23 protein-coding genes are annotated in these 20,279 nt (G+C 68.4%); 6 read left to right on the top strand and 17 right to left on the bottom strand.

The window, feature by feature from the left end:
- Positions 1-171: 171 nt before the first annotated feature.
- Positions 172-1,086: a tetratricopeptide repeat protein gene (locus tag LGI35_RS44850; protein ID WP_227300782.1), complete on the bottom strand. Its 915-nt coding sequence runs from the start codon at positions 1,084-1,086 to the stop codon at positions 172-174.
- Between the two features lie 244 nt (positions 1,087-1,330).
- Here LGI35_RS44850 and LGI35_RS44855 point away from each other — a divergent pair, with 244 nt between their 5' ends.
- Both LGI35_RS44855 and LGI35_RS44860 read left to right on the top strand, forming a co-directional pair.
- Positions 1,331-1,882 (top strand): RNA polymerase sigma factor, encoded by a 552-nt coding sequence (locus LGI35_RS44855; RefSeq protein WP_227300783.1) that lies wholly within the window; start codon positions 1,331-1,333, stop codon positions 1,880-1,882.
- On the top strand, positions 1,875-2,867 hold the full coding sequence (locus tag LGI35_RS44860; protein ID WP_227300784.1) for a CU044_5270 family protein: 993 nt from the start codon (positions 1,875-1,877) through the stop codon (positions 2,865-2,867). Before LGI35_RS44855 ends, LGI35_RS44860 begins: the two co-directional genes overlap by 8 nt.
- Positions 2,868-2,955: 88 nt before the next feature.
- On the opposite strand, the gene LGI35_RS44865 is transcribed toward LGI35_RS44860, so the two are convergent.
- The 3 genes from LGI35_RS44865 to LGI35_RS44875 form a co-directional block, all read right to left on the bottom strand.
- Positions 2,956-3,564 carry a peptidase inhibitor family I36 protein gene (locus LGI35_RS44865; protein ID WP_227300785.1) on the bottom strand — a complete coding sequence of 203 codons (609 nt, stop codon included), beginning with the start codon at positions 3,562-3,564 and terminating at the stop codon, positions 2,956-2,958.
- A 372-nt stretch (positions 3,565-3,936) separates the two neighbouring features.
- The gene (locus LGI35_RS44870; RefSeq protein ID WP_227300786.1) at positions 3,937-4,134 is read right to left on the bottom strand and encodes a hypothetical protein; all 198 of its coding nucleotides are present in this window, start codon (positions 4,132-4,134) and stop codon (positions 3,937-3,939) included.
- Positions 4,135-4,247: 113 nt separating this feature from the next.
- A complete protein-coding gene (locus LGI35_RS44875; RefSeq protein ID WP_227300787.1) occupies positions 4,248-5,618 on the bottom strand; it encodes a hypothetical protein in 1,371 nt (456 codons plus the stop codon).
- A gap of 781 nt (positions 5,619-6,399) precedes the next feature.
- Here LGI35_RS44875 and ku point away from each other — a divergent pair.
- Positions 6,400-7,167 carry a non-homologous end joining protein Ku gene (gene ku / locus LGI35_RS44880; protein WP_227300788.1) on the top strand — a complete coding sequence of 256 codons (768 nt, stop codon included), beginning with the start codon at positions 6,400-6,402 and terminating at the stop codon, positions 7,165-7,167.
- Positions 7,168-7,346: 179 nt separating this feature from the next.
- Here ku and LGI35_RS44885 read toward each other — a convergent pair whose 3' ends face one another.
- Together LGI35_RS44885 and LGI35_RS44890 are read right to left on the bottom strand one after the other, a co-directional pair.
- Positions 7,347-7,538: a DUF6381 family protein gene (locus tag LGI35_RS44885; RefSeq protein WP_227300789.1), complete on the bottom strand. Its 192-nt coding sequence runs from the start codon at positions 7,536-7,538 to the stop codon at positions 7,347-7,349.
- 716 nt (positions 7,539-8,254) lie between these two features.
- Positions 8,255-8,653: a hypothetical protein gene (locus LGI35_RS44890; RefSeq protein WP_227300790.1), complete on the bottom strand. Its 399-nt coding sequence runs from the start codon at positions 8,651-8,653 to the stop codon at positions 8,255-8,257.
- Between the two features lie 566 nt (positions 8,654-9,219).
- Between LGI35_RS44890 and LGI35_RS44895 the strand changes: the two genes are divergently transcribed.
- Positions 9,220-9,501 (top strand): hypothetical protein, encoded by a 282-nt coding sequence (locus tag LGI35_RS44895; RefSeq protein WP_227300791.1) that lies wholly within the window; start codon positions 9,220-9,222, stop codon positions 9,499-9,501.
- Between the two features lie 382 nt (positions 9,502-9,883).
- On the opposite strand, the gene LGI35_RS44900 is transcribed toward LGI35_RS44895, so the two are convergent.
- The gene (locus LGI35_RS44900) at positions 9,884-10,171 is read right to left on the bottom strand and encodes a hypothetical protein (protein ID WP_227300792.1); all 288 of its coding nucleotides are present in this window, start codon (positions 10,169-10,171) and stop codon (positions 9,884-9,886) included.
- A 656-nt stretch (positions 10,172-10,827) separates the two neighbouring features.
- Positions 10,828-11,961, bottom strand: coding sequence for a hypothetical protein (locus tag LGI35_RS46455; RefSeq protein ID WP_341483514.1), 1,134 nt, complete (start codon positions 11,959-11,961; stop codon positions 10,828-10,830).
- Positions 11,962-12,545: 584 nt separating this feature from the next.
- Here LGI35_RS46455 and LGI35_RS44920 point away from each other — a divergent pair.
- Entirely contained in the window at positions 12,546-12,785 is a 240-nt protein-coding gene (locus LGI35_RS44920) for a chaplin (RefSeq protein WP_227300796.1), read from the top strand.
- Positions 12,786-13,401: 616 nt separating this feature from the next.
- On the opposite strand, the gene LGI35_RS44925 is transcribed toward LGI35_RS44920, so the two are convergent.
- The 8 genes from LGI35_RS44925 to LGI35_RS44960 all read right to left on the bottom strand — a co-directional run bounded on the left by LGI35_RS44925 (position 13,402) and on the right by LGI35_RS44960 (position 19,021).
- Positions 13,402-13,722, bottom strand: a complete 321-nt coding sequence (locus tag LGI35_RS44925) for an STAS domain-containing protein (RefSeq protein ID WP_227300797.1) — start codon at positions 13,720-13,722, stop codon at positions 13,402-13,404.
- 677 nt (positions 13,723-14,399) lie between these two features.
- A complete protein-coding gene (locus tag LGI35_RS44930) occupies positions 14,400-15,140 on the bottom strand; it encodes an alpha/beta fold hydrolase (RefSeq protein WP_227300798.1) in 741 nt (246 codons plus the stop codon).
- 499 nt (positions 15,141-15,639) lie between these two features.
- Positions 15,640-15,948 (bottom strand): hypothetical protein, encoded by a 309-nt coding sequence (locus tag LGI35_RS44935; protein ID WP_227300799.1) that lies wholly within the window; start codon positions 15,946-15,948, stop codon positions 15,640-15,642.
- Positions 15,945-16,142, bottom strand: coding sequence for a YlcI/YnfO family protein (locus LGI35_RS44940; protein WP_227300800.1), 198 nt, complete (start codon positions 16,140-16,142; stop codon positions 15,945-15,947). The genes LGI35_RS44935 and LGI35_RS44940 overlap by 4 nt, the downstream gene beginning before the upstream one ends.
- A 96-nt stretch (positions 16,143-16,238) precedes the next feature.
- Complete coding sequence (locus LGI35_RS44945; RefSeq protein ID WP_227300801.1) at positions 16,239-17,027, bottom strand: hypothetical protein; 789 nt, start codon at positions 17,025-17,027, stop codon at positions 16,239-16,241.
- A gap of 324 nt (positions 17,028-17,351) precedes the next feature.
- A complete protein-coding gene (locus LGI35_RS44950; protein ID WP_227300802.1) occupies positions 17,352-17,708 on the bottom strand; it encodes a hypothetical protein in 357 nt (118 codons plus the stop codon).
- Positions 17,705-18,175, bottom strand: a complete 471-nt coding sequence (locus tag LGI35_RS44955; protein ID WP_227300803.1) for a hypothetical protein — start codon at positions 18,173-18,175, stop codon at positions 17,705-17,707. Before LGI35_RS44955 ends, LGI35_RS44950 begins: the two co-directional genes overlap by 4 nt.
- Positions 18,176-18,331: 156 nt before the next feature.
- On the bottom strand, positions 18,332-19,021 hold the full coding sequence (locus LGI35_RS44960; RefSeq protein WP_227300804.1) for a hypothetical protein: 690 nt from the start codon (positions 19,019-19,021) through the stop codon (positions 18,332-18,334).
- A gap of 225 nt (positions 19,022-19,246) precedes the next feature.
- On the opposite strand from LGI35_RS44960, the gene LGI35_RS44965 reads away from it, so the two are divergent.
- Positions 19,247-19,480 (top strand): LexA family protein, encoded by a 234-nt coding sequence (locus tag LGI35_RS44965; protein WP_227300805.1) that lies wholly within the window; start codon positions 19,247-19,249, stop codon positions 19,478-19,480.
- Between the two features lie 214 nt (positions 19,481-19,694).
- On the opposite strand, the gene LGI35_RS44970 is transcribed toward LGI35_RS44965, so the two are convergent.
- Positions 19,695-20,231 (bottom strand): hypothetical protein, encoded by a 537-nt coding sequence (locus LGI35_RS44970; protein WP_227300806.1) that lies wholly within the window; start codon positions 20,229-20,231, stop codon positions 19,695-19,697.
- Between the last annotated feature and the right edge of the window lie 48 nt (positions 20,232-20,279).

Below are 20,279 nucleotides of genomic sequence, written 5' to 3' on the forward strand. Positions count from 1 at the left end.
TGGACCAGAGCCGTGACTTCACGTACAAGGCCACGCCCAGGCTGTGCCGGTTCGGTAGCGTGATCATGGTGCCGGTCGTGCTCGTCCATGTCTCCATCGTCCCGCCCAGCTGCAGGGCCGGGCCAGGGGGTACAGAAGCACCGCCCGGCCCGCGGGCTCGGCTTACGTCAGCTAGCCCTGTGCCCGCCAGTGCTCCAGCTCCTCACGGGTGCGGCCGACGTCTTCGTGATTCCTGCCGAGCAGGCGTAGCCGATCGGCCAGTAGTTGCTCGAACGCCGCGACGGCTTCAGGGATTTCACCTGCCAGCGCCTGCCAGTGGGCCAGTTGGTGGCGGGTGCGCAAGGTGACGGGGTGATCGGCGCCCAGAACACGTACCCGATCGGGAAGCAGTTGGGCGAAGGCGGTTGCCGCGCCGGCAGGATCACCGGCCACACCCATCCAATGGGCGAGCTCGTCACGGATGGGCAGTACCGCCCGGTGATCGGCCCCGAAGGACGGCAGCAGCTCGTCGAGGAGATGCCTGAGGCTGGTCTCAGCTTGTGCGGCCTGACCTGACCGCCCCAGCATGACAGCCATTTCCCGGCGCGTCGTCAAAGTGTCATGGTGGCCGTCCCAGAGCTCGTGCCACTGCTGCTGGAGTACCTCGAGGAGTTCCTGGGCGATCTCGCCGCACCTCTCCGGCTCGCTGATCCGCCCCTCGGCACATAGCAGTTGGCAGCGGGTTCGCAGCGTGTCGCGATGGCGGGCGCCGTGCAGGCGTTCCAGGTCGGGCAGCAGGTCCCGGAACGTGTCGATGGCCGCCAGTTTGTATCCTGCTGCCACCTGCCAGACTCCGAGGTCGTACCGGGTGCTCAGGGCCTCGGGATCGTCCTCGCCCAGCACCCGTTCCCGGTCCTCCACCAGGTCGCCCAACGCGTTCACCGCGCCCGCGGCATCGCCCACGACGCCGCGCCAGTGAGCCAGCTGATGAGCTGTGGCGAACGTGTCGCGACAGTCCGGGCCGAGCACGCGCAACCGGTCGGCAAGCAGGTCCTGCAGGTTGGCCACCGCCGTCTTGGGATCTCCGGTGCTGCGCCGGGCGCTCATCGTGTGCGCCCGGACCCTCGTGCCGTCCGCTCGAACGTACGACGCTCCTGACCGAGCACGGTGGTCGGGCCCCGGAGGCGGCTGCCGGATGTACCACACAGGCCGGGAAGCCGGCACGCCTGTCGTGGGTCATGTCGGGGGGGTTCAGGCTCAAGTGCGACCTCCGTTCCTTGCGCTACAGAAGCCGAAGGACGCAGGGTGTAACGCTCGTGGGTCGGCTGGACACATCTGTGGTGGAGGGTGCATGGAAACAGTGAGCGATGACCAGCGGTTCACCGAGATATACAGGGAGCACTTTGGTGCGATTGAGGCATACGTCGCGAAGCGTAGCGATCCGACCAGGACAGCGGACGTGGTAGCTGACGTCTTCTTGACCGCGTGGCGTAGGTTTCCGGACCTTCCGCGTACCGCACCTTTGCCGTGGCTCTACGGCGTTGCTCGACGCACCCTTGCCAACGATCGGCGCTCTCAGCAACGCCAGCTGAAGCTCGCGGAGCTCCTCGTAGATCAGCGGCCGGCCGCTGATTATGGCCCTCACCCAGACGATGTGATCGCAGAGCTTGACCTAGTCAAGGCTTTTGACCTGCTGAGCGCCAATGACCAAGAGGTCCTACGGCTTGCACTCTGGGAAGAACTGTCAATTTCCGAGAGTGGCAAGGCGCTGGGTTGTTCAGCAGCAAGCGCCAGAGTGCGCCTCTTCCGGGCCCGCAAAAGACTAAGGACTCTACTCGCGAAAATTTCGTCCAGCCAAACCATCAGCGGCGGGGATCGCGCGCGGAAGGAAGCTCATGCGTGATGTTGAGGAAACTTTGGCAGCGGCCGGTTCGCGAATCCAGGTGGCCCACGCCTTGCCAGAGGAGAGAGAAGCTCTCCTTGAGCGGATCCTGTCTGAACCCCAGTCCCGAACTCGTGGAAAAGTACGGCGCCGCAAAGCTTCAAGGAGGAGGGTGGGACTGACGGTTGCGCTGGCGGTGACGGGTGCGCTCGCGGCCACAGCAGTAGTTGTCAGTGACTTGCTTCCAGGGTCTTACCCGGAGCCGGCGTACGGCGCCACGCCGCCGATGCTCAAGATCAGTTCGGCACGTGACCTGTCTGCACGCGCGGAACTGGAGGCAGTTGCCCGCCGAACTGAGAGGCTGAAGGAACCTACGTCATCGAGCGATCACTTCGTGCAGGAGACCTGGTCCCTTAGCACCAGGATCGGGGGACGGCAGATCACCTCTGCCGTCGTTCCCGAACGCCGGGATTCCTGGAAAAGCGCTGACGGAACCATCAAATGGTCGGTGCGGGCAGAAGATCCTCAGTTCCAGAATGCCAAGCAGAAGGAAATGTGGCAGGAGCAGTGGGACTCGATAGACGAACCCACGACACGCACTGGTAACGGTGGCTCTTCCTACGGCAACCCGCCGGGGCCTGATGGGATGCGTAAGTGGCTCGCAAAGGGTTCGCCCGGGGACACTGCTGGATTTATCTCTGAATCTCTGGTTCAGAAAATGATGACCAATCATCTCTCGCCGCGGCAGCGAGCGGCAGTGCTCCGCGCGCTGGCAGCGAAGAAAGGTCTGCGCTTTTCTGGGTCCACGACTGACCGAGCGGGTCGAGAGGGTGTGGCATTTACCGTAGAGTCAACTAATTCTGTGGTGCCTTCTAAGCATATATTGATCATCGACCCCCGCCTCGGTCGCGTGCTGGCTTACGAGGAGGTACTGACCGGTGACCCTGGAATGCTGAAAGTGAAGACGCCGGCGGTCGTCAACTATGTGACGTTCCTGAAAGGCTAGCGACCTGGCGGCACTGGGCGGTACACATAAGAGGTCGATCCAAAAAAGACGGGGGTGGCGCGAGCACCACGTCACCCCCGCAACAGACCTACGAGTCAGACGTCCAGAAGCAGTCGGCCCTGTTGTCCAGGCTGGTTCCTACGAAGGAGTCGCTCGTGTGGGGCTGCTCACCCCACAAGAAGATCGCCCTGCTGTCGTAGCAAGACTTATCGAGACCGGTCTCGCCGCGCCCCTCAACGTAGATGACGAGGCCCCCCTTGTTTGACCAGGACGAGGTCTTGTTCTCGAACCCCCACTCGGAGAAGAACTTGATGTCGTTGTGGTTGTGCGGCGCGTTCCACTGGAGGCGCTGCCCGCCGAAGTTCTCGTACTGGTAGAAGCAGTACCAGTCGTTGCCGAAAACTTCCGTGGGGCAGTCGTCGCTGGCCGCCAGTTCGGCCCCTGCTTCCCTGGATGCCTGGACCGACTTGGTCGAGACTCCAGCGCGCTTGGCCTGCAGCTTGACCGCGGCGGGGCTGCTAGGCGGCGCATCGCGGTGACCCGGAAGCGGGAAGGCCAAGATGGCCTCGCCACCATCAAATGCGATCTCGTTGCGACTGATCTGGGTACCACCTTCTGTGGTTGCCAAGACCTTGTCGATCTTCTTCTGGAGGCTGTCTTCTCCAGACGCGGCGTTCGCCTGGGTGAGTGTGACCATGCTCAACAGGGCAGCGCTGAGCAGCGTAACTGTCTTCCGGAATCTAATGAGATCCCCCCCAAATATTCGGACACTTGTGCGTCCGGCGACAGTATGTGATCAAGGGATAGCCCTGCGCAAGCCGCTTGCTTGAACAGATCCCCCTCTGTCTATTTGGTTATAAAACGTCCTCAATCATTCAATTATGTTGGGGATCGTGCGGGTCCAAGTCGGAGGCCGGCCATCTGCCGGTGTCTGTGCTCGGAACTACCGGGACTACAGCCGTCGGGTCGATGTCCGACTTGCCCGTACCGCCTGCGGGCCCGCTCTGCTTGAGCCGGCAGCCCTGTCCTTCAGACGCTGACGCGCCCGCGGTCGGTGGCGCGTTCCGCTTCAGGGGGATTCGTGCGTGTACAGCCACACCTCATGCGCCGCGCTACTGCCCCGCCGGGCCTCGCCCTCGATCCGATTCAAAATCGTCTGCACCTGCTCCGAGTTCACAGCGCACTGCGCCAGCTCGACGTATGCGTGAATCGCGTCAAGAGACACGCGAAGCTCACGGATGGCATCCCCCAGGGCCTTCGGGCTCATGCCCACATCATCTGTGCCACACCTGTGAAACGCCTTGGCGCCGTCCAGGCGCTCCAAAGCGCCCTCTCAGGCTGAGTGGATCTCTTTGATCCTCGAGCTGAGGAGCGGGCGGCTCAGTCCTGGCGCTTCTTGCGGCGTCTGAGCCAACCGGCCAGTCCCGCCCGCCAACGGCGCCGCGGTGGCAGCGGAGTTGAGGCCGGCCGCGGCGGACGGGAAGGCTTGGGCGGGGCCGGCGGCACGGCAGGCGTGATGGGCTCCTGGTCGGCGGACGGCGCGGCAGGAACGGGAGGCGGAGTCCGAGGCTGGCCCGCAGGCGGGCTCTGCGGAGCTGCGGGGGCCGGGGGTTGTGGCTGCTGCTGCGTGGAGTCGGGCTCCGCGACTGCCAGTGGCGTGGGCAGGGTGGGCGGCGCGGTCCGGGGGATCGCAGGGTGCGGTGTCGTCGTGTGGCGTGTGGGAACGTCGCGGCGTCGACCGGAGCGAGCAACGGCCTTGGTGGGGCGGCGTGCTCGTGTGGAGGGCGTGCGGGCGGGCCGTTCGGTGGCGCGTTGGTGCGGGGTCAGGGCGGGCGGGCTGGTCGGCTGGGTTGCGGTGCCGGTGTTCTCGTCGCTGTGCCAGTAGGCGATCTGCCAGGCCTCGTCGGCGAACATCACCAGCTGAGGTACGCGGCCGCGGTTGAAGATTTTCCATTTGCCCACGGCCAGGACGTGTGTGCTGGCGGTGAGCGGTTTGATCAGGGTGGGGTGCATGGAGCGCAGTACGACTTCGAACTTTGTGCCGTCGAGGTCGCTGTGGTCGGCGAGGGAGACGAAGGGCCGGCCGCTGTCGTCCGGGCGGGCTCGTTGGACCGTGCCGTAGACGGCGATCGGGTGCGAGGGTGCTGCCTTTTCGGGGCGCTGCGGGTCCAGGCGCGCGGCCAGGTCTGCGTAGGCGTCGGTGGTGGGCCCGTAGCAGAAGCGTCCCCACGGGATGGTGGTCTTGCGGCCGTAGGGCTGCACCTTGAACTTCGCGACGACCTTGTCGTCGAAGGCGTTCAGTTGCAGGAACCGGGCGATCTTCGCGGCGCAGTTCAGCAACGGCGGCAGGGGCGGCGGCACGGTATCGATCTGCTGGGCCCTCACGTCCTGCGGCGGCAGCTCCGGCTTCGTCTCGTCCGGAACCGGCGCCACGTCGGCGAGGTCGCCCGGGAGGGTCAGCTTCAGCACGCCGTCGTCCACGTGCGCCAGGCCCTGGGCGCCCTGCGCGATCGAGGTGATCACTTCGACGGGGTTGAACGGGCAGGTCGCCGTGTGGCGGGTGTTCGGGTTGAGGGCGAAGTGCGCGCGGTAGCTGGCTCCGTTGCGCTTCACGTAGGTGCCTTTGGCGTTCACCCCGGCGTCGCATGTCCAGCAGATCAGCTTGTGCTTGTCCGTGTACCAGGCGGGCTCGTTGTCGATCTGCACGGCGAAGACGTGCAACCCGTTGTCCTTGATCCTCGCTCGGTACACGGCTCCCCCTACGCCTGATCCTGTGGTCCAGGTGATCACACTTGGTGTCGGCGCGGGGCAGTCTCCGCGCACATGGCAGCCGTTGTGGCCGGATCCGTAAGCGTGACGTAGAGCCGTCATACGCGTCAGTAGAGGCCGATTCTGTGACGGCTGTATGTCACGCTGCCCGCGCTCTGCGCGCCGCCCGGAGGCGCCAGGCTCTTGATCGACACCGCCCGGAGCAATACAGCGCGTCTCGGCGGCGGTGCCCGCCGGCGAATGTGATGTGGCCGCAGACCGGGCAGGTCAGCAGCCGGATCATGCCGGTGTCACGGTTCCATTCCGCCTCACCGAGCATCAATCCGAGGCCCCAGTCCCGGTCGGTGATCTTCCGGTCCCGGTACGCGTGAGCCCGACAGACGTCGTCGCAGTACCTTCGGCGGGTCGACGCATCCTTGGGAAGTCGTGCCCCGCAGGAGTCACAGAAGCGGAGACGGGCCATGCCTCCAGGGTCGTTCGCCGCAGTGCCCAACGCACCTAGCCAGCGCTGTCGGAACTCGTGGACAGAGCCATCGGATACGAGACGATCGGCGTCGGCCGCGGCCTGTCCCAGTCCCGGAACTTCACCGGATACACGGCCGTCGACCGGGGCCGGGGCACCTTCTTTCCGGAGCCCTCTGCGCTGCCGTTCCCTGTGGTGCTGGCGAAGTCGACGACCACCAGGGCGATCCCGCGGCCTGAACCTCCGCACTGGCGTGCTGGCCGAGGTGCATCCGGAGCGGTGGCGATGGAGGCTTAAGGCATGAGGGCCCTGTGGTCCGGCGTGATCCAGTTCGGGCTGGTCGTGCTGCCCGTGAAGCTGTTCTCGGCGACCGAAGAGCACACAGTCCGGCTTCGGGAGATCCATGCCGCGGACAGCGGCAGGGTGCAGCATCGGCGGTTCTGTGAGGCCGAGGACCGTGAAATCGGGTACGAGGAGGTCGGGCGCGGCTGGGAGCTGCCGGATGGGCAGCTGGTGCCGCTCACGGATGAAGACCTGGCGCGTCTGCCGCTGGCGACTCGGCACGTCGTGGAGGTGCTCGGCTTCGTGCCGTGGGAGGACATCGACCCGATCTCGTTCAGCAGGCCGTACTACGTCGGGCCCGGCGGCCCGTCCGCGGACCGGGCGTACGCGCTGCTCGTCGAGGCGCTCGCCCGCACCGGGCAGGCCGGCGTGTGCAAGGTCGCCGTCCGCTCGAGGGAACGGATCGCACTGCTGCGCCCCCGCCACGGCATCCTGATCCTCCACACGCTGCTCTGGCGGAACGAACTGCGCGACCCCGGCAACCTCGCCCCGTCCGCACCGGTCACCGACCGGGAGCTGGAACTCGCCGAGGCACTGATCCGCGAACTCCCAGGCGTCGAGGTCGACCAGCTGCGGGACGAGTACCGTCACGCGCTCGAGGAGCTGGTCGAGGCGAAGGCGTCCGGCGGCCAGCTCGCCGCGCCGCCCCAGCCCGCGCCGGCGATCGACCTGATGACCGCGCTTCAGGAGTCGGTGCGCGCCGCACGCGCCCACCAGGCAGGCTGAGTGACGGCAGGACGGCTCGGCGGTACTGCCAGGGGTGCGGTGATCCTTTGCCGGTGTGGTTGGCGGCAGAGGCGTTGTTCGTGGGTGGAGAGAAGCAGGTACCGGCCGGGGGCCTCTCTCGTGCCAGACAGTCACGGAGGCCGGCCACCGGCCGGTGTCTTTGTTCGGACCTGCCGGGACTACATCGGGTCGATGTCCGGCTTGCCCGTACCGCCTGCCTGCTCGCTCTGCTCCTTGAGCTGGCGGGCCTTGTCCTTCAGACGCTGACGCTCCTGCGGGTCAGTGGCACGTTCCGCGGCCTGTTCCAGGTCCGCGGCCCGGGCACGCATCTGCTTCTGCTGGGCACGACCGGACTCGCCTGCAGCGCTCATGATCACTCCTAGGATGGGAAGAGCGGGCCACCTCAGCGAAACAGGCCTCGTCACCCCCTGCATCTCGATCAATCACCCACTGCTATCTACGCAGTTGAGAAAGCCCTCCCGGGACGATTCCCGTGCGCTCACGGTGTGGGGCGCTTTCGCGCAGTGCCTGTTTGCGATGTCGAGGTTGGAGAGGGGCCTGGTCTGAGGGGGCGAGGCGGGTGGAGAGTAAGGGCATTTGCGGGCGTGGCCTGGCTGCAGTCCGTGATGAACTTCGGAGGAGGACGGACCTTGTGATCTGCCCCAAGTGCAAGCGTCTTATGAAGGTAAGGACGGATGGCTCCCGGGTCTGCTTCAGGTGCGGCATCGTCCGGCAACCTGAGGATGAGTGCCAGCCGGTCCCGGAACCTGACCTGCCGGGAGGCGCCGGGAGTGGCCGCGTAGTCGACCGCGCGTACTGCTCGCCCCAGAGGTAAAATAGGGGCGTAGCGGGAGACGCGTTAAGTGCTCTGATCAGGAAAGTTCCCATGGGCGGCCCCATGGAGATGCCCCCTCTCCGGAGGGGGTTTTCCCATGTCTGGGACCACTCGGAGGGGGCTTCAGGGCGTACAGGACGGGACGGCTGCCGGTCACAGGTGCGTACTGCGGCGGCCCGGTCAGGGAAGCAGCTGGTTCGGCACGGGCCCGTTCGCACCGGATCGGGCGCGTGCCGGCTCCCAGGTGCGTCGTCAGGTGGTTGGGGGCACGGCGCGGGTCAGGGGTTGGAGGTCGCCGTAGAGGGCGGCGTGCAGGGCGGCGGCCAGTTCGCGGGCCCGTACCTCGCCGTCCACGTCGTGCAGGTCGAAGGTGACGGGGCCGGCGGAGGAGTCGGGACGGATCTCCCCGGAGCGGATGAGGCGGATGACGGCCTCGCGCACCGCGTTGTACACCGTGCTGTCGATGGTGTGCTGCGGGGCGGTGAGCGCGTCGGCCTTCACCGTCCACGGCGGCTTGGGCCCGCCCTGTTGCTCGACCGCGATGAACACGACGCGCTGATCCTTGGCAGCCTTGCAGGCGGCCTCGAACGCTTCCAGACCGGTCGCGTCCGGGATCCGGTCCGCGGGGCATGGCGTCGGCAACGGCTCCATATGACAAGCATCCTCCCAGGAGACAGGTCAAGGCGCCGTGCGGTGACGCGGAGGTGTCCACGCGGGCAAAGCAATCGTTGTGATGGTGCGCGACAAACGGCTTCCGGCTCCGCCTCCCCCGGACCGTGCGAACCAGGGCCCTGGCCTGCCCCGTTTCGGGGCGTGGCCAGGGCTTTGCGCTGGGGGGCGGTGTTCCGGCCAACCTGCCGATCTGGTGGACTGGTGGGGCTGCTGCCGTGCCGGGGCCCCCCGGGGGGGGCCCCGGCACGGCAGCCCTGGAGCCGCGGTGCCGGCGTGTGCCTTGCGGCTCCTCGGGGGAGCGGTGGGGGGGGGGGGGGGGCCCCGCCCGCACCGCGCGGACGACGCCTTGCCGCAACCACGAGCCGAACGGCCACCCTCGGCGTCCGGATCACCGGCCCCGGCATGGCCCACGAGCGCGACGCGACCCGCCGAGAGCCTCCGTGAGCTGCGACAACGCCGCCCAACTGTCACCCTGGAGCCGGACAGCCCCGCGCCAGCCCGCCGGGACCACGTACGGCCGAAAGACACGGCAAGCGGAGGCCATCATGCCGATCAGTCACAGCGTCGACGGCGACACCCTGCGCGTGACCCTGCACCACAGCCTCGACGTCCACGCTCGGGCCGCGGCCGCCGCAGCGATCGAAGCCCTCGTCCACACCCACAGCCCCCGCCACGTCACCGTCCAGGTCCCCGCCGGAGAACCCACTCCCGCAACGCTCAGCGTCATCGTCCGCGCCCACCGCATGTGCAAGAACCTCGACATCCCCCTCAGCCTGACCGGAGCCACCAACGCCACCCAACGCCTGTTCACCACGAACACCGCCTAGGGCCTTGGGCGGGGCTGCCCGAGGGGAGGGGCCCAACCCTGACCGGCCGGTCCAGCAGCCTCGAAACCGGGCAGGTCGGCGAGGCTGCCGGCCGGTACAGCGGGTGCGGGACCCGGGGGGATGGAGCTCACCGCACCACGCTGGTCTATCGGGTGGGCCACGGGCACCTGTCTGCCAGTCTGTCCCATTCCCGGTCCATCTGCCCGGGCACGACACGTCCCTCCGCCTTCCAGCGGGTGGCCAGCTGCGTGAAGATCGGCTCACCAGACGCTGGAGGAATCGTTTCGTCGCCGGTGACCGGGGCTGGCTGCTGGGTTTTCGTGGTCACGTGGTTCTAACGCGCGAATCCGGCTGCGGTCACCCGTCGGATGCCGCGTGTCGCTCAGTGGCTCCGGTCCCACGGGATCGGGTACGAAACGGTCGGCTTCGGCCGGGCCCGCGGCCTGTCCCAGTCGGGAAACTTCACCGGGTAGACGGCCGTCGACCGGGGCCTGGGCTTCGGCTTTCCCGAGCCTTCCGCGCTGCCGCTCCCCGAGGTGCCGGCAAAGCCGACGACCACCAGGGCGATGGTGGCCAGGACACTCATCTCCCGCCGTGCGCCGGGCGCCCAGCGCGAGTGCTCCCTCACCCTCGTGCCGTCCGCACGGACGTACTCCCTCACGCGCACCACGTGGCTACTCCCCCGTCCAGACCAGTCCCGTGCGCCCCTGCGCACACGGGACCCACCAGCAAAGCAGCCACCACCGACAACACACCAGGAATGGCGGGCAGTTGTGGTTCCCAGGGAGCAGATCCGGTCACGGTCTGAGCCCGCGCGCCCGCCGCGCCTGACCGGCCGGGAGCCGCCGGGAACGGCCCCGTAGCCAACGCGGGTCCTGCTCGCCCCAGAGGTAACCTTAGGAGGGAAGCGGTACCCGCGTAATCTGCTCTGACCAGGGAAAACCCCTATGGACGGTCATGGGAATGCCCCCTCTGCGGAGGGGGCATTCCCATGTCTGGCTCGGTGGTGCGCGCGGCTGCCGCGCCGCTTCACCCAGGACGGGTCGTCGCGCCGATCGTGCGCAACCGGCAGTCTGCGCGCGGAAAGGGGCACGCGCGCGTGCCGCACGACACCTCTCCGTGCGCCATCGCCATAGCGGTGAGGTCACTCGAATGGCCAGGTCACGGATGCGGTAGCCAGCGCCCTCACGCGAGGATCAGCAAGAGCCCCGCCCGGACACCCACGTCTCTGCCGGCCGGGCGGGCTCCATCAGCTGACCAGGCACCCCGGCATCAGACCGGGCCTCTACGCATGGTCAGGCGCCTCGCCGGCGCGAGCCTTCTCCTTCACGTCCGCCTCGGCCTCATGCCGGGCGATGCCCTGCTCCTTCGCATAGTCCGTGACCGCGGCCTGCGTGTCCCGGGCCAGGTCCCGCCAGGCCCGCCACGCCGTCTCATACGTCGCCGTCTGCGCTTGTCCCCAGGGCGTCGCGGTGGGCGGCCCATATTCGTCGCGCAGGCGCAGAACCTCGCGGTGCGCAGCGTTGGCAGCCTGCTGTCTCTCGACCAGTTCGTCGAAGGTGTGTGCCACCAGCGGATCTTAAGACGCGCCAGGGTAGTCCAGCTGTCGGCACGTCCGTGCACACGCCGTGCCTGCACCCGTGGCAGCCGGACAGCGGCGCTTTGCAGGACGGTGCCGTCAAGGGCGCGGCGGTCGCCGGAGATCGCGTAGCGGCGGGCCGCGAGACCGTTCTCGAGGGGTTCGCCGATCTCGTCGCACAGCGGCGCCAGGACGTCGGCGGCCTCCGTGTCGGACAGGTGGGCCGGGGCCACTTCCAGCATCAGCTCCCCGATCGCGTACGTGCTGGCGGCGAGGTCGTCGACCAGGGTGCGCAGCGCGGTGAGCGCGGGATCGGCCGGCGCATTCTCGGGCGGCGGGTTCTCGGGTGCCGGCGGCGGGGTCGTGGTGCGGACGTCGTGGACGGCCTGACGGACCACCGCGCGCACGGTGGGCTCATCCAGGGGCGTCCCGCGGCTGTGGGTGAGCGTGGCGAGGCGGCGGGTGATCAGCTGGGCGACGTCGCCGCTGCGGGCGGAGACAGCGATCAGAGCACGCTGGGACAGGCCGTAGTCGAGCGCGGTCGCGGCGCCTGAGTTGCTGTCTCGCGTGCGAGACAGATCGGAGCTCGCCGTGACGGCTCCGTGGATCGCGGCCAGAGCGCGGGCGACGTCGAGGAGCCGGTACGCCTGCGCACAGGAGATGCCGAACTCCGCCTCACAGAACGACGCCCAGTTCTTGTAGCCGAGCGGCGACCACACCCGGACGGCGTGCGCGTCCCGGACCCGGGCAGCGAGCACCGCCACCGAGCGCCGCACGTCGTCCATCGCCTCGCGCAGCCCGGCCGTCACCTCACGGGCGCGGGCCTCGGTGAGCGGCGGGTGCGCCGGTTCGACGACGCCGGCCTGGTCGTGCTGGGCCATGGCTCCATCGTCCTGCGCAGCTGCGGGTCGGGCCAGGGCGTGCGGAAGCGCACAGCCGCGAGCCACGCTGCGGCCCCGGGTCAAAGGTCGAGGACGGCGCTCAGCGCTTGGTCGACGCGGGCCATGGTGGCGGCCTCGACGCTGCCGCGGTAGGTCTCGCCCGCAGGTGGTCGAGGGGATCCGCGCGGCAGCCCAGATCCTCCTCACCCGCGGGATGAACTCACCGGCGAGTGAATCAGGGCTGTGAACGCCCTGACCGCCTCGTGCGCACCGCTGACCTCGGCATCGTTGCCGGCGTTCCCTCGGCACCAAGAAGGTTGGCGAGATCGCTCATCGGCGCCCCCGCGAGGAAGACATCGCCACCGCGAAATCGGGCTCCCTTCCCCGATCGCTGACAAGACACGACGTCAGGCCGTGCTGTGTGGCATGAGGCGGGATACCTGATTCTGGTCGTGTCTCCACGGCTGAAGGCGCGTTAGCCAGGCGGCCGTCCCAACAGTGTCGAGGCTCTTCGCCACCGGGACGGCGCCCAGGTCCTGCTCAGGCAGACCCCCTCACAAACACAAACGCAAAGAGAGCGAGTCATGATCCTCATGAAGAAGACGCTTGCCGTCGCAGCTGTCACCGGTGCCGTCGTCCTGGGTGGCGCAGGCTTCGCGGCCGCCGACTCCGGCGCCGAAGGCTACGCGGTGGGCTCCCCCGGCGTGCTCTCCGGCAACCTGGTGCAGGCGCCCATCCACATTCCCCTCAACGTCTGCGGCAACACCGTCAACGTCATCGGGCTGCTCAACCCGACCTTCGGCAACACCTGCGTCAACCGCTGACCTGACCCAGCTCCCAGACAAAGCCCCGTCGGACCCCGTGTCTGCAGGGATGCTCGGCGGCAGGACTTCCTCCCCGGCCACCACGCCCCCGCATCGACAGCCACCGACGTCTGACGGCAGCAGGTAAAGGGCCGGAGCCACTGCCGATGGCCCCGGCCCCTCTTGTACGCCCGCGCAGTCAGACGCGTGACAGCGATTTGGGCCGAACTGGGCGACATGAAGGGCGAGCTGAGCGACGTGAAACGACTGCTCTGGGCGCCCGCGCGGGCTCAGGGCATCGACCCCGACGCCACGTAGGTCGGCCGGACAACGGCCGCTCAGAACGCCATCAGGGGCCCGGCACGCATGATGCGCGCCGAGCCCCTGTGGTGTCGGTGCGGGGCACGGTCCGGCCCGGGTCACAGGTCGAGGACGGCGCGCAGCGCCTGTCGACACGGGCCATGATGGCGGCCTCGACGGTGCCGCGGTAGCTCGCGTCGATGAAGCGGGCAGCGCGTAGTTGCTGAAGGTGCACGGCGATGGCGGTGCAGGGGATCGCGTGAGCACTACGCCCCGTACCCCTTACTGACCGGCAGCGCCGCACCGTCGCGCGGGCGCGTGACTCGTGGGGCGCATGTCACGGGTAGGCAGCGGCCTTCGCATCCGTGAGCGTGGGAAAGATCCGAAAGACCCTGTCGGTCCCCGTCACCTCAAGGGTGCGTGCAGACGGTGAGCTGAGCGGTCCACACAGCCAGGGCAGCCGGCCCCCGCCGCGTCCCGGCTTGAGCAACTCGCCCAGCAGATGCGCGCCCATGAACTGCACCCCGGACAGGTCGACCACAACCTGCTTGCCAGAGCGACCCGCGGACTCAAGGGCCAGACCCACCAGCTCCATGGCCGCATCGTCCTCGATGTCACCGCTCAGGAAGACGACGAAGAGATGCGTCTGCTCACTCATGAACTCGATGGGGCCGGGCGACGGGAACTGCCGATGCATGCAGCCATGATCTCGCACACCCCGTCGAGCCAGCCGGTTGATGGCGACAAAGCCGTCGACGGTGGGGTGGCTTCGTACGCGACAATGAGCAGCCTTTCGACAGCAGTTCGGGCGGCACCGAGGACGCCGTCGCCTCTCGGATGTTCACGGCTGAAGTTGGCTGCCGGTCTCCTGAGGGTGTGCTTCCGCATTTTTGATCTTCTGGGCTCATCGGGGGGCTCCGCGGCTTTCGTCTGCCTGCGGAGTGGGAGGTCCAGGCAGTATCAGGCTGGCCACGAGCAGGAGGGCTGTAGCGGCGGTGGCGGCTGCAAATGCCTGGGTGAAGCAGTGGTTCAGGTGCGTGGGATTCGTGTCGGAAGTGAGCACCGCGCGTTCCAGCTTCGGCGGGGCAGGCCAGCCGGGAGGCCGCAGGGCGGCTTTGTTCACGCGAACCGACAGCACCTGTAGACGAGTTTGGGCAGCACTCGAAGGCTCAGCAGAAATCGAACAGTTCATGCCTTCAGGCAGCACGGGCCCCTGCCGAGAGTTCAGCAGGGGCCCACGGTGTAGACGGTTACGGAGGGGCGGGACCTGTCCTCGATGAGGAGGGGTATGCCGGCGACATCAGCTGCCGTCTGCTGCCGGTCTGAGGCGCGGCCTCATTTCAGGTGCCGGGTGAAGAACTGGGCCGCGGCATCCCCCGCGAACTGCGGGACGCCGGTGTGCCCGCCCATGTTGGCGTGCAGCGACTTCTCCTTGGAGCCGAAGGCGTCGAACAGGTCCAGGGCCGTCTGCCGGTCGTTACCTTCGTCGTCCCACTGCAGCAGGACGTGCAGCGGAATGGTGACCTGGCGGGCTTCCTCGAACATGGCGCGAGGCACAAGACTCCCCGCGAACAGACCGGCGGCCACGATGCGCGGCTCGACCACCGCCAGCCGGATCCCGATAGAGATCACTCCCCCCGAGTACCCGACCGGACCACCGATCTCGGGCAGCGACAGGAGAGCGTCGAGGGCGGCCTGCCATTCCGGGACCGCCTTGTCGACCAGCGGGAGGATGAGGGCGTCGACAATCTCGTCGCTGACCGGCTCGCCGGCCTGCATCACCCGGCGCAGGTCGGCGCGGGCCTGGTCGAGGGAGGCCCAACTGGGCCGGTCGCCGCTTCCGGGGAGCTCGATGGTGGCCGTGGCGAAGCCCTGTGCCGCGGAGTGCCGGGCCCGGGCCACCAGCCGGGGGTACATCTTGGCCAGCCCGAGCGTGGGGTGGCCGAGCAGGATCATTGGCACTGGTGCGGAAGCGGATGCGGCTCCGGGCGTCCACAGGATGCCGGGGATCTCACCGAGGGTGAATTCGCGTTCGAGGACGCCGTCGTCGAGGCGTTGCTCGGAAGTGAAATGCATGGTCGTGCCTTTCGGGAGTGCACTAGAACGGCGCTCCCGGACGACCTGTCTATCGCCCGACCGTGACCCCGGAGGGGAGCACCCATGTCAATACTGTGTTCACGGGTACCACCTCCTCGTTCTCTCGCACGGCCTCCGGAAATGTAGCAGTGGTCGACCCTCGTCCGTCAAACGGTTTTGCGGGGGCTCCGTGGCCGGGCGCCGCCACGGAGACACTGCCAAGAGCTGCTGGGGGTGTCGTCGCGGCTTCCCGAGTTGCGGCTCTGCGAGGGTGGAGTGCATTGGCGCTGTCGTTTCTTACGAACATCGAACACGACGCACCGCCGACGGCTCCCAAACTCGTGTACAGGTGCTGCCGGTTCTCGCGAACAAGGCCAGCAGGGGCCAGGGCATCGTCACCACACTCCATAACTGATACAGACTCTTTCAGCCGACCTGGCCGGGCCGTCAGACCGACGCCGATTCCGGATTCACTCTCAGACGGGCGCGAGCTGCTGTGTCAGATGTCGAGGACGGCTAGTAGGGCATGGTCGACACGGGCCATCGTGGCCGGGTGGACGGTGCCGCGGTAGGTCGCCTCCGCGAAGCGGGCAGCGCGCAGTTGTTGGAGGTTCGTGGCGATGGCGGTGCAGGGGATCGGGTCGTCGATGACGACGGATATCGCAGTGTCGGGGTAGCGGTCGGCGGGGTGCAGCACGAGTGTGAGGACGGCTCCGTACGCCTCGTCCAGGCCCGTGAGGGAGACGACCAGGACGTCGCGGCCGTCGGAGAGGGTCCAGACGTCTGCGCGCTTGATCTCCTGGCTCACCTGGTGTCGCCCTCGCCCGCCAGGTCCTGGCCGAGGCCGAGGGCGGCGAGCTGGTGGTCGGCATCCAGGGTCGCGGCGCGGCGGGCGGCACGGACGATGTAGGCATTGACGCTCAACCCGGCCGCCTTCGCCGCCTGTCTGATCGCGGGGGCGAGTTCGTCGGGGACGCGCAGCGTCATCGTGGTGATCGACATGACGCGAGACTAGACACCGCAAAGTGGTGGCGTCAGGCAGTGGCGGCGATTGCCGGGCCCGGGTGCCTGTGCCCGTGGCATCCGGGAAGCGGCGGCTTACAGGATGGTGCCGTGAAGGGCGCGGCGGTCGCCGGAGATCGCGTAGCGGCGGGCGGCGAGGGCGTGGTCGAGGGGTTCGCCGATCTGCTCGCACAGTGGCGCCAGGACGTGGGCCGCGGCCGTGTCGGTGAGGTACGCGGGGGCGACTTCGAGCGTCAGCTCGCCGATCGCGTAGGTGCTGGCGGCGAGGTCATCGGCCGCGGCGCGCAGCGCGGCGAGCGCGGGATCCGCCGACGGGCAGGCGGGCGGTGGGGGCGGGGTGGTGCGGATGTCGTGGACGGCCTGGCGGACCACCTCGCGCACGGCCGGCTCGTCCAGGGGCTGTTGGCCGGTGTGGGTGAGCGTGGCGAGGCGGCGGGTGATCAGCCGGGCGACGTCGGCGCGGCGGGCGGCGACGTCGATCAGGGCGCGCTGGGACAGGCCGTAGTCGAGCGCGGCCGCGGGGTCGGTGTCTCGCGTGCGAGACAGGTCGGTGCTCGCCGTGGCCGCGTCGTGGATCGCGGCCAGGACGCGGGCGACGTCCAGGAGCCGGTAGGCCTGCGCGCGGGAGATGCCGAACTCCGCCCCGCAGTAGGAGGCCCAGCTGCTGTGGCCGAGAGGGAGCCAGATGCGGGCGGCGTGCGCATCGCGGACCCGGGCGGCCAGCGTCGCCACGCAGCGCACCACGTCGTCCATCGCCGCGCGCAGCCCCGCCGTCATCTCCCGGGCGCGGTCCACGCCCGGCAGATCACAGCCGGGCTGCGCCGGGTCGGCAACGTGCCCCTGGTCCTGGTCGCGGGTGCCCATGCCTCCATCGTCCTCCGGGCCGGTTGGTGGGACCAGGGCGTACGGAAGCACTCGGGCCACGGTGCGGCCGGGGTGAGAGGCGGTGCCGGCGGTGGACTTGATGGCCGCACTGGAGGAATCGGTGCGCGCCGCACGCACGCACCAGGGCGGCTGACCCGGTCTGCCGCCTCCAAGCGGCGCCACAGCATTTCCGCAGGTCGTCCCCGAGTGACGGGTTTTCCGGCAGTCGGGGACGACCTGGTTAAACGAAGCGTTTCCGCAGGTCGTCCCCGAGTGACGGGTTTCCCGGCTGTCGGGGAAGGCTGGAGGCACTCGGCCGCGCGGTCAGCGGTCGGTTGCCTTGGGGTGGCCGGTGGATGCGCGGTCGATCCAGACCGTGCGGCGCTCGACGTCGAGCAGGTACCAGACGCGACCGCCGGCCGTGACCTCGATCTGCCAGCGGTCCATCGTCTCGCCTCGGTGCTCGCCGCGGGCCAGCTCGCCCTTGAGCCGGTGATGGCGCTCGGTGCGGGCGGCCGGGGCCGGGTCGGTCCGCATCAGGAGCCAGGCGGCGCGCGTGTTGCCCGCGGCCTGGGCACCCAGCTGCTCCCATCCCTTGGCGGCCTCCCCATTGGCGAAGCGGATGTCCCACTCGTCGGGGCCCGGCGGCGGGGCGGCGCGCTCTCCGCGCTTGGGGCTCACGCCGCGGTTCCGGGTTCGGGCACCGGTCCGTAGTCCTCGCCGGAGTCGGTGGTGAGCGCGGCGTAGAGCTCGGGGTCGGCGTGCACCTCGGCGGTGTGGCGCCACTCGGTGAGCAGCTGGGCGACGCCCGCGGTGTTGTCCAGCAACGTTGCGGCGCCGAGCGCGTCGACCAGCTCGACGGAGAAGGCGCGCACGTCGTGCGCGGGGAGGTAGCGCACCCAGGGGAAGGTCGCGGGCAGCACGTCCAGGACCAGGGTGCGGCCCTGGGGGGTGCGCATCATCTCCACGAACATCCGGCTGGTGGCGCCCATCACCTCCAGGTCCTGGTCGGCCCGCGCGGCGGTGGTCAGCACCAGGTCCTCGTCATCGCGGCGTCGGAGCACTATCCGCCGCGTGCCGCGCAGGTTCGCCAGCGTGGCCTTGGGCTTGTTCAGCAGCTCCGAGAGAGTCAGCTCCAGTGCGCTCATGAGTTGAAGCTTAGTTGACAAGTCCAGGTTTCGCGCGGTCACGGGGACCGGGGCACTCGGATTTTCCTGTCCCGTGACAGCGGATCTTGAGCGTGTGCCATCGAAGTCTGAGTGATCGAGGCGGTCCCTGGGAAAAGGCGGTGCGAACGACTCGCCTCACGTTGGTGGTTGAGCGAGTGTGTTGCGCTCGACCAGGTCCATCAGGAACGAGTTCAGTGCGTGTCGAGCATCCTCAGCTTTAGCCAGGGACTGGCGCAGTTCTGTCAGGCGCTCCGGGGACGGCGCCTCGTCCGCGAGGAGGCGTTCACGCACCAAACGCGTGGCGTCGGCCAGGGCAGCAGTGGCTGCGATCACCTCTGGCTCTAGCGGCTCGTGCCATCCCGGAGGGTGGTAGCTGGGACTTCCCGGCCCTTGCGGCACCCGCACACCGTCGTGCGCCGCTTCGTCGACGGCCGCGCGAGCATCTCGTGCCACTTGCCTCATTTCTTGATCAAAGTTCTCTACGGACAGGCTTCGCCGCCACGTCAGGTCTTGCTCGTACCGGTGCAGGAGGGCATCCCATTCCCGGGTTGTGGAGCGGATACGAGTGAGCCGCATGAAGGCTTCAGTCCGCTCGGCGCGGCGCCGCTCTTCGTCCTGTCGCTGTTCGGCTGCGCGTGCCTGTTCAGCTTCCCGCAGCTCAGCGGCTTCGCGCGCGGCCTCCTCACGCTGTCGGGCACGCGCCGCCTCTTGTCGAGCCTCCGCAAGGGACCGGCGTTGAAGGTGCAAAGGCCCGGCATAGGCGGCTGCGGCGGTAATCACTGATCCGGCGAGGGCGCCAATCAATCCATACAGTGCATCCGACATGGCGTCACCCTGCCCCGAGCGCAGCGTGAGGCGCCAGGGCTTCCGATGCTTTTTCGGCCCCAGGGGCGGCGGGTTGCCCGGCCGGCCGGCAGCACCTCCGGCGTGGTCAAACTTCGTCGGCAACCGACCAGGGTTCGCTGACACAGGACATTTCCGCGGAAAATTTCCACTCTTGTCGACCCGACGGCTCGCCCAGAAAATCGAACACGTGATCTACTGAAATGCATGAGCACTATCGCCCCGTATGCCCTGACCGACCGGCAGCGCCGCATCGTCGCGTGCGCACGTGAGTGGATCGCCGAGCACGGTGAGGCGCCGTCCGTGCGCGAGCTGGGCGCGGCCGTGGGGCTGACCAGCTCCTCCAGCGTCGCGTATCACCTGCGGCGCCTGCGGGAGCACGGCCTGACCGTGGAAACCCGGGGCCGCCGCAGCGACCGGTGCCCGCACTGCGGGCAGTGATCGCCCGTTCCAAAATTCTGGAACGACCCGGCGGATGCGGGCCGACGTGTCACTCGTCGTCCTCGCATACGTGGCCGGACTCGACGATGGAGCCGTCCTCGAACCCGGCCTCACCGCGCCATCCGCAGTCGCCGCACTCCGCTTCCGCCGTCCAGTGCACGTCGGCCATCTCGGAGTTCCTCTCGTCCTGCTTCGGGTTCGGGAAACAGAGTGGTCAGGCGCCGATGCCGACGGAGGCCACGTAGGCGTAGGCGGCGTAGTCGCTGTCGAGGTCGGTGATGATGTCGTCCCAGATCTCGTCCATCAGGTCGGCGTTCTGGTCGGCCCAGGCGTCGACCATGTCGGCCCACACGTAGCGGACCGTGATCGAGCGTTCGGTGATGTTCGACCGGGCCCGGGCTTGGGGGACGGCGTTCTGGTCGACGGGGTAGATCTCCACGCGGCGGCCCTGGCCGTCGTTGTCGAGGTGCCGCTTGACCCAGCCGGAGCGGATCAGGTTCTCGCGGCGTCGGACCCAGTAGGCGCTGTCGAGGCGTTCCAGGTTGGCCTTGCCGGGGCGGGACTTGCCCCGAAACCACGAGCCCATGGCGCGGTCGCTGACGCCCTGGGCGCGCAGCTCGGCGCGGCCGGCCTTGCTGTCGAGGTAGTGGATGCGGGCCCTCTGGCCGCGCGTGGAGGTGATGGGCGAGGAAAAGCCGGACTCGTAGACGATGCGGTTGAGTTCCAGGATCAGGGCCTCGCCGCCCTTCAATCCCCTGGCGTCGTATTTCCTCCACTCGCCCCAGCGTGCCCACAAGTC

Origin of the sequence: Streptomyces longhuiensis (assembly GCF_020616555.1) — a bacterium.
Taxonomy (GTDB): Bacteria; Actinomycetota; Actinomycetes; order Streptomycetales; family Streptomycetaceae; genus Streptomyces; species Streptomyces longhuiensis.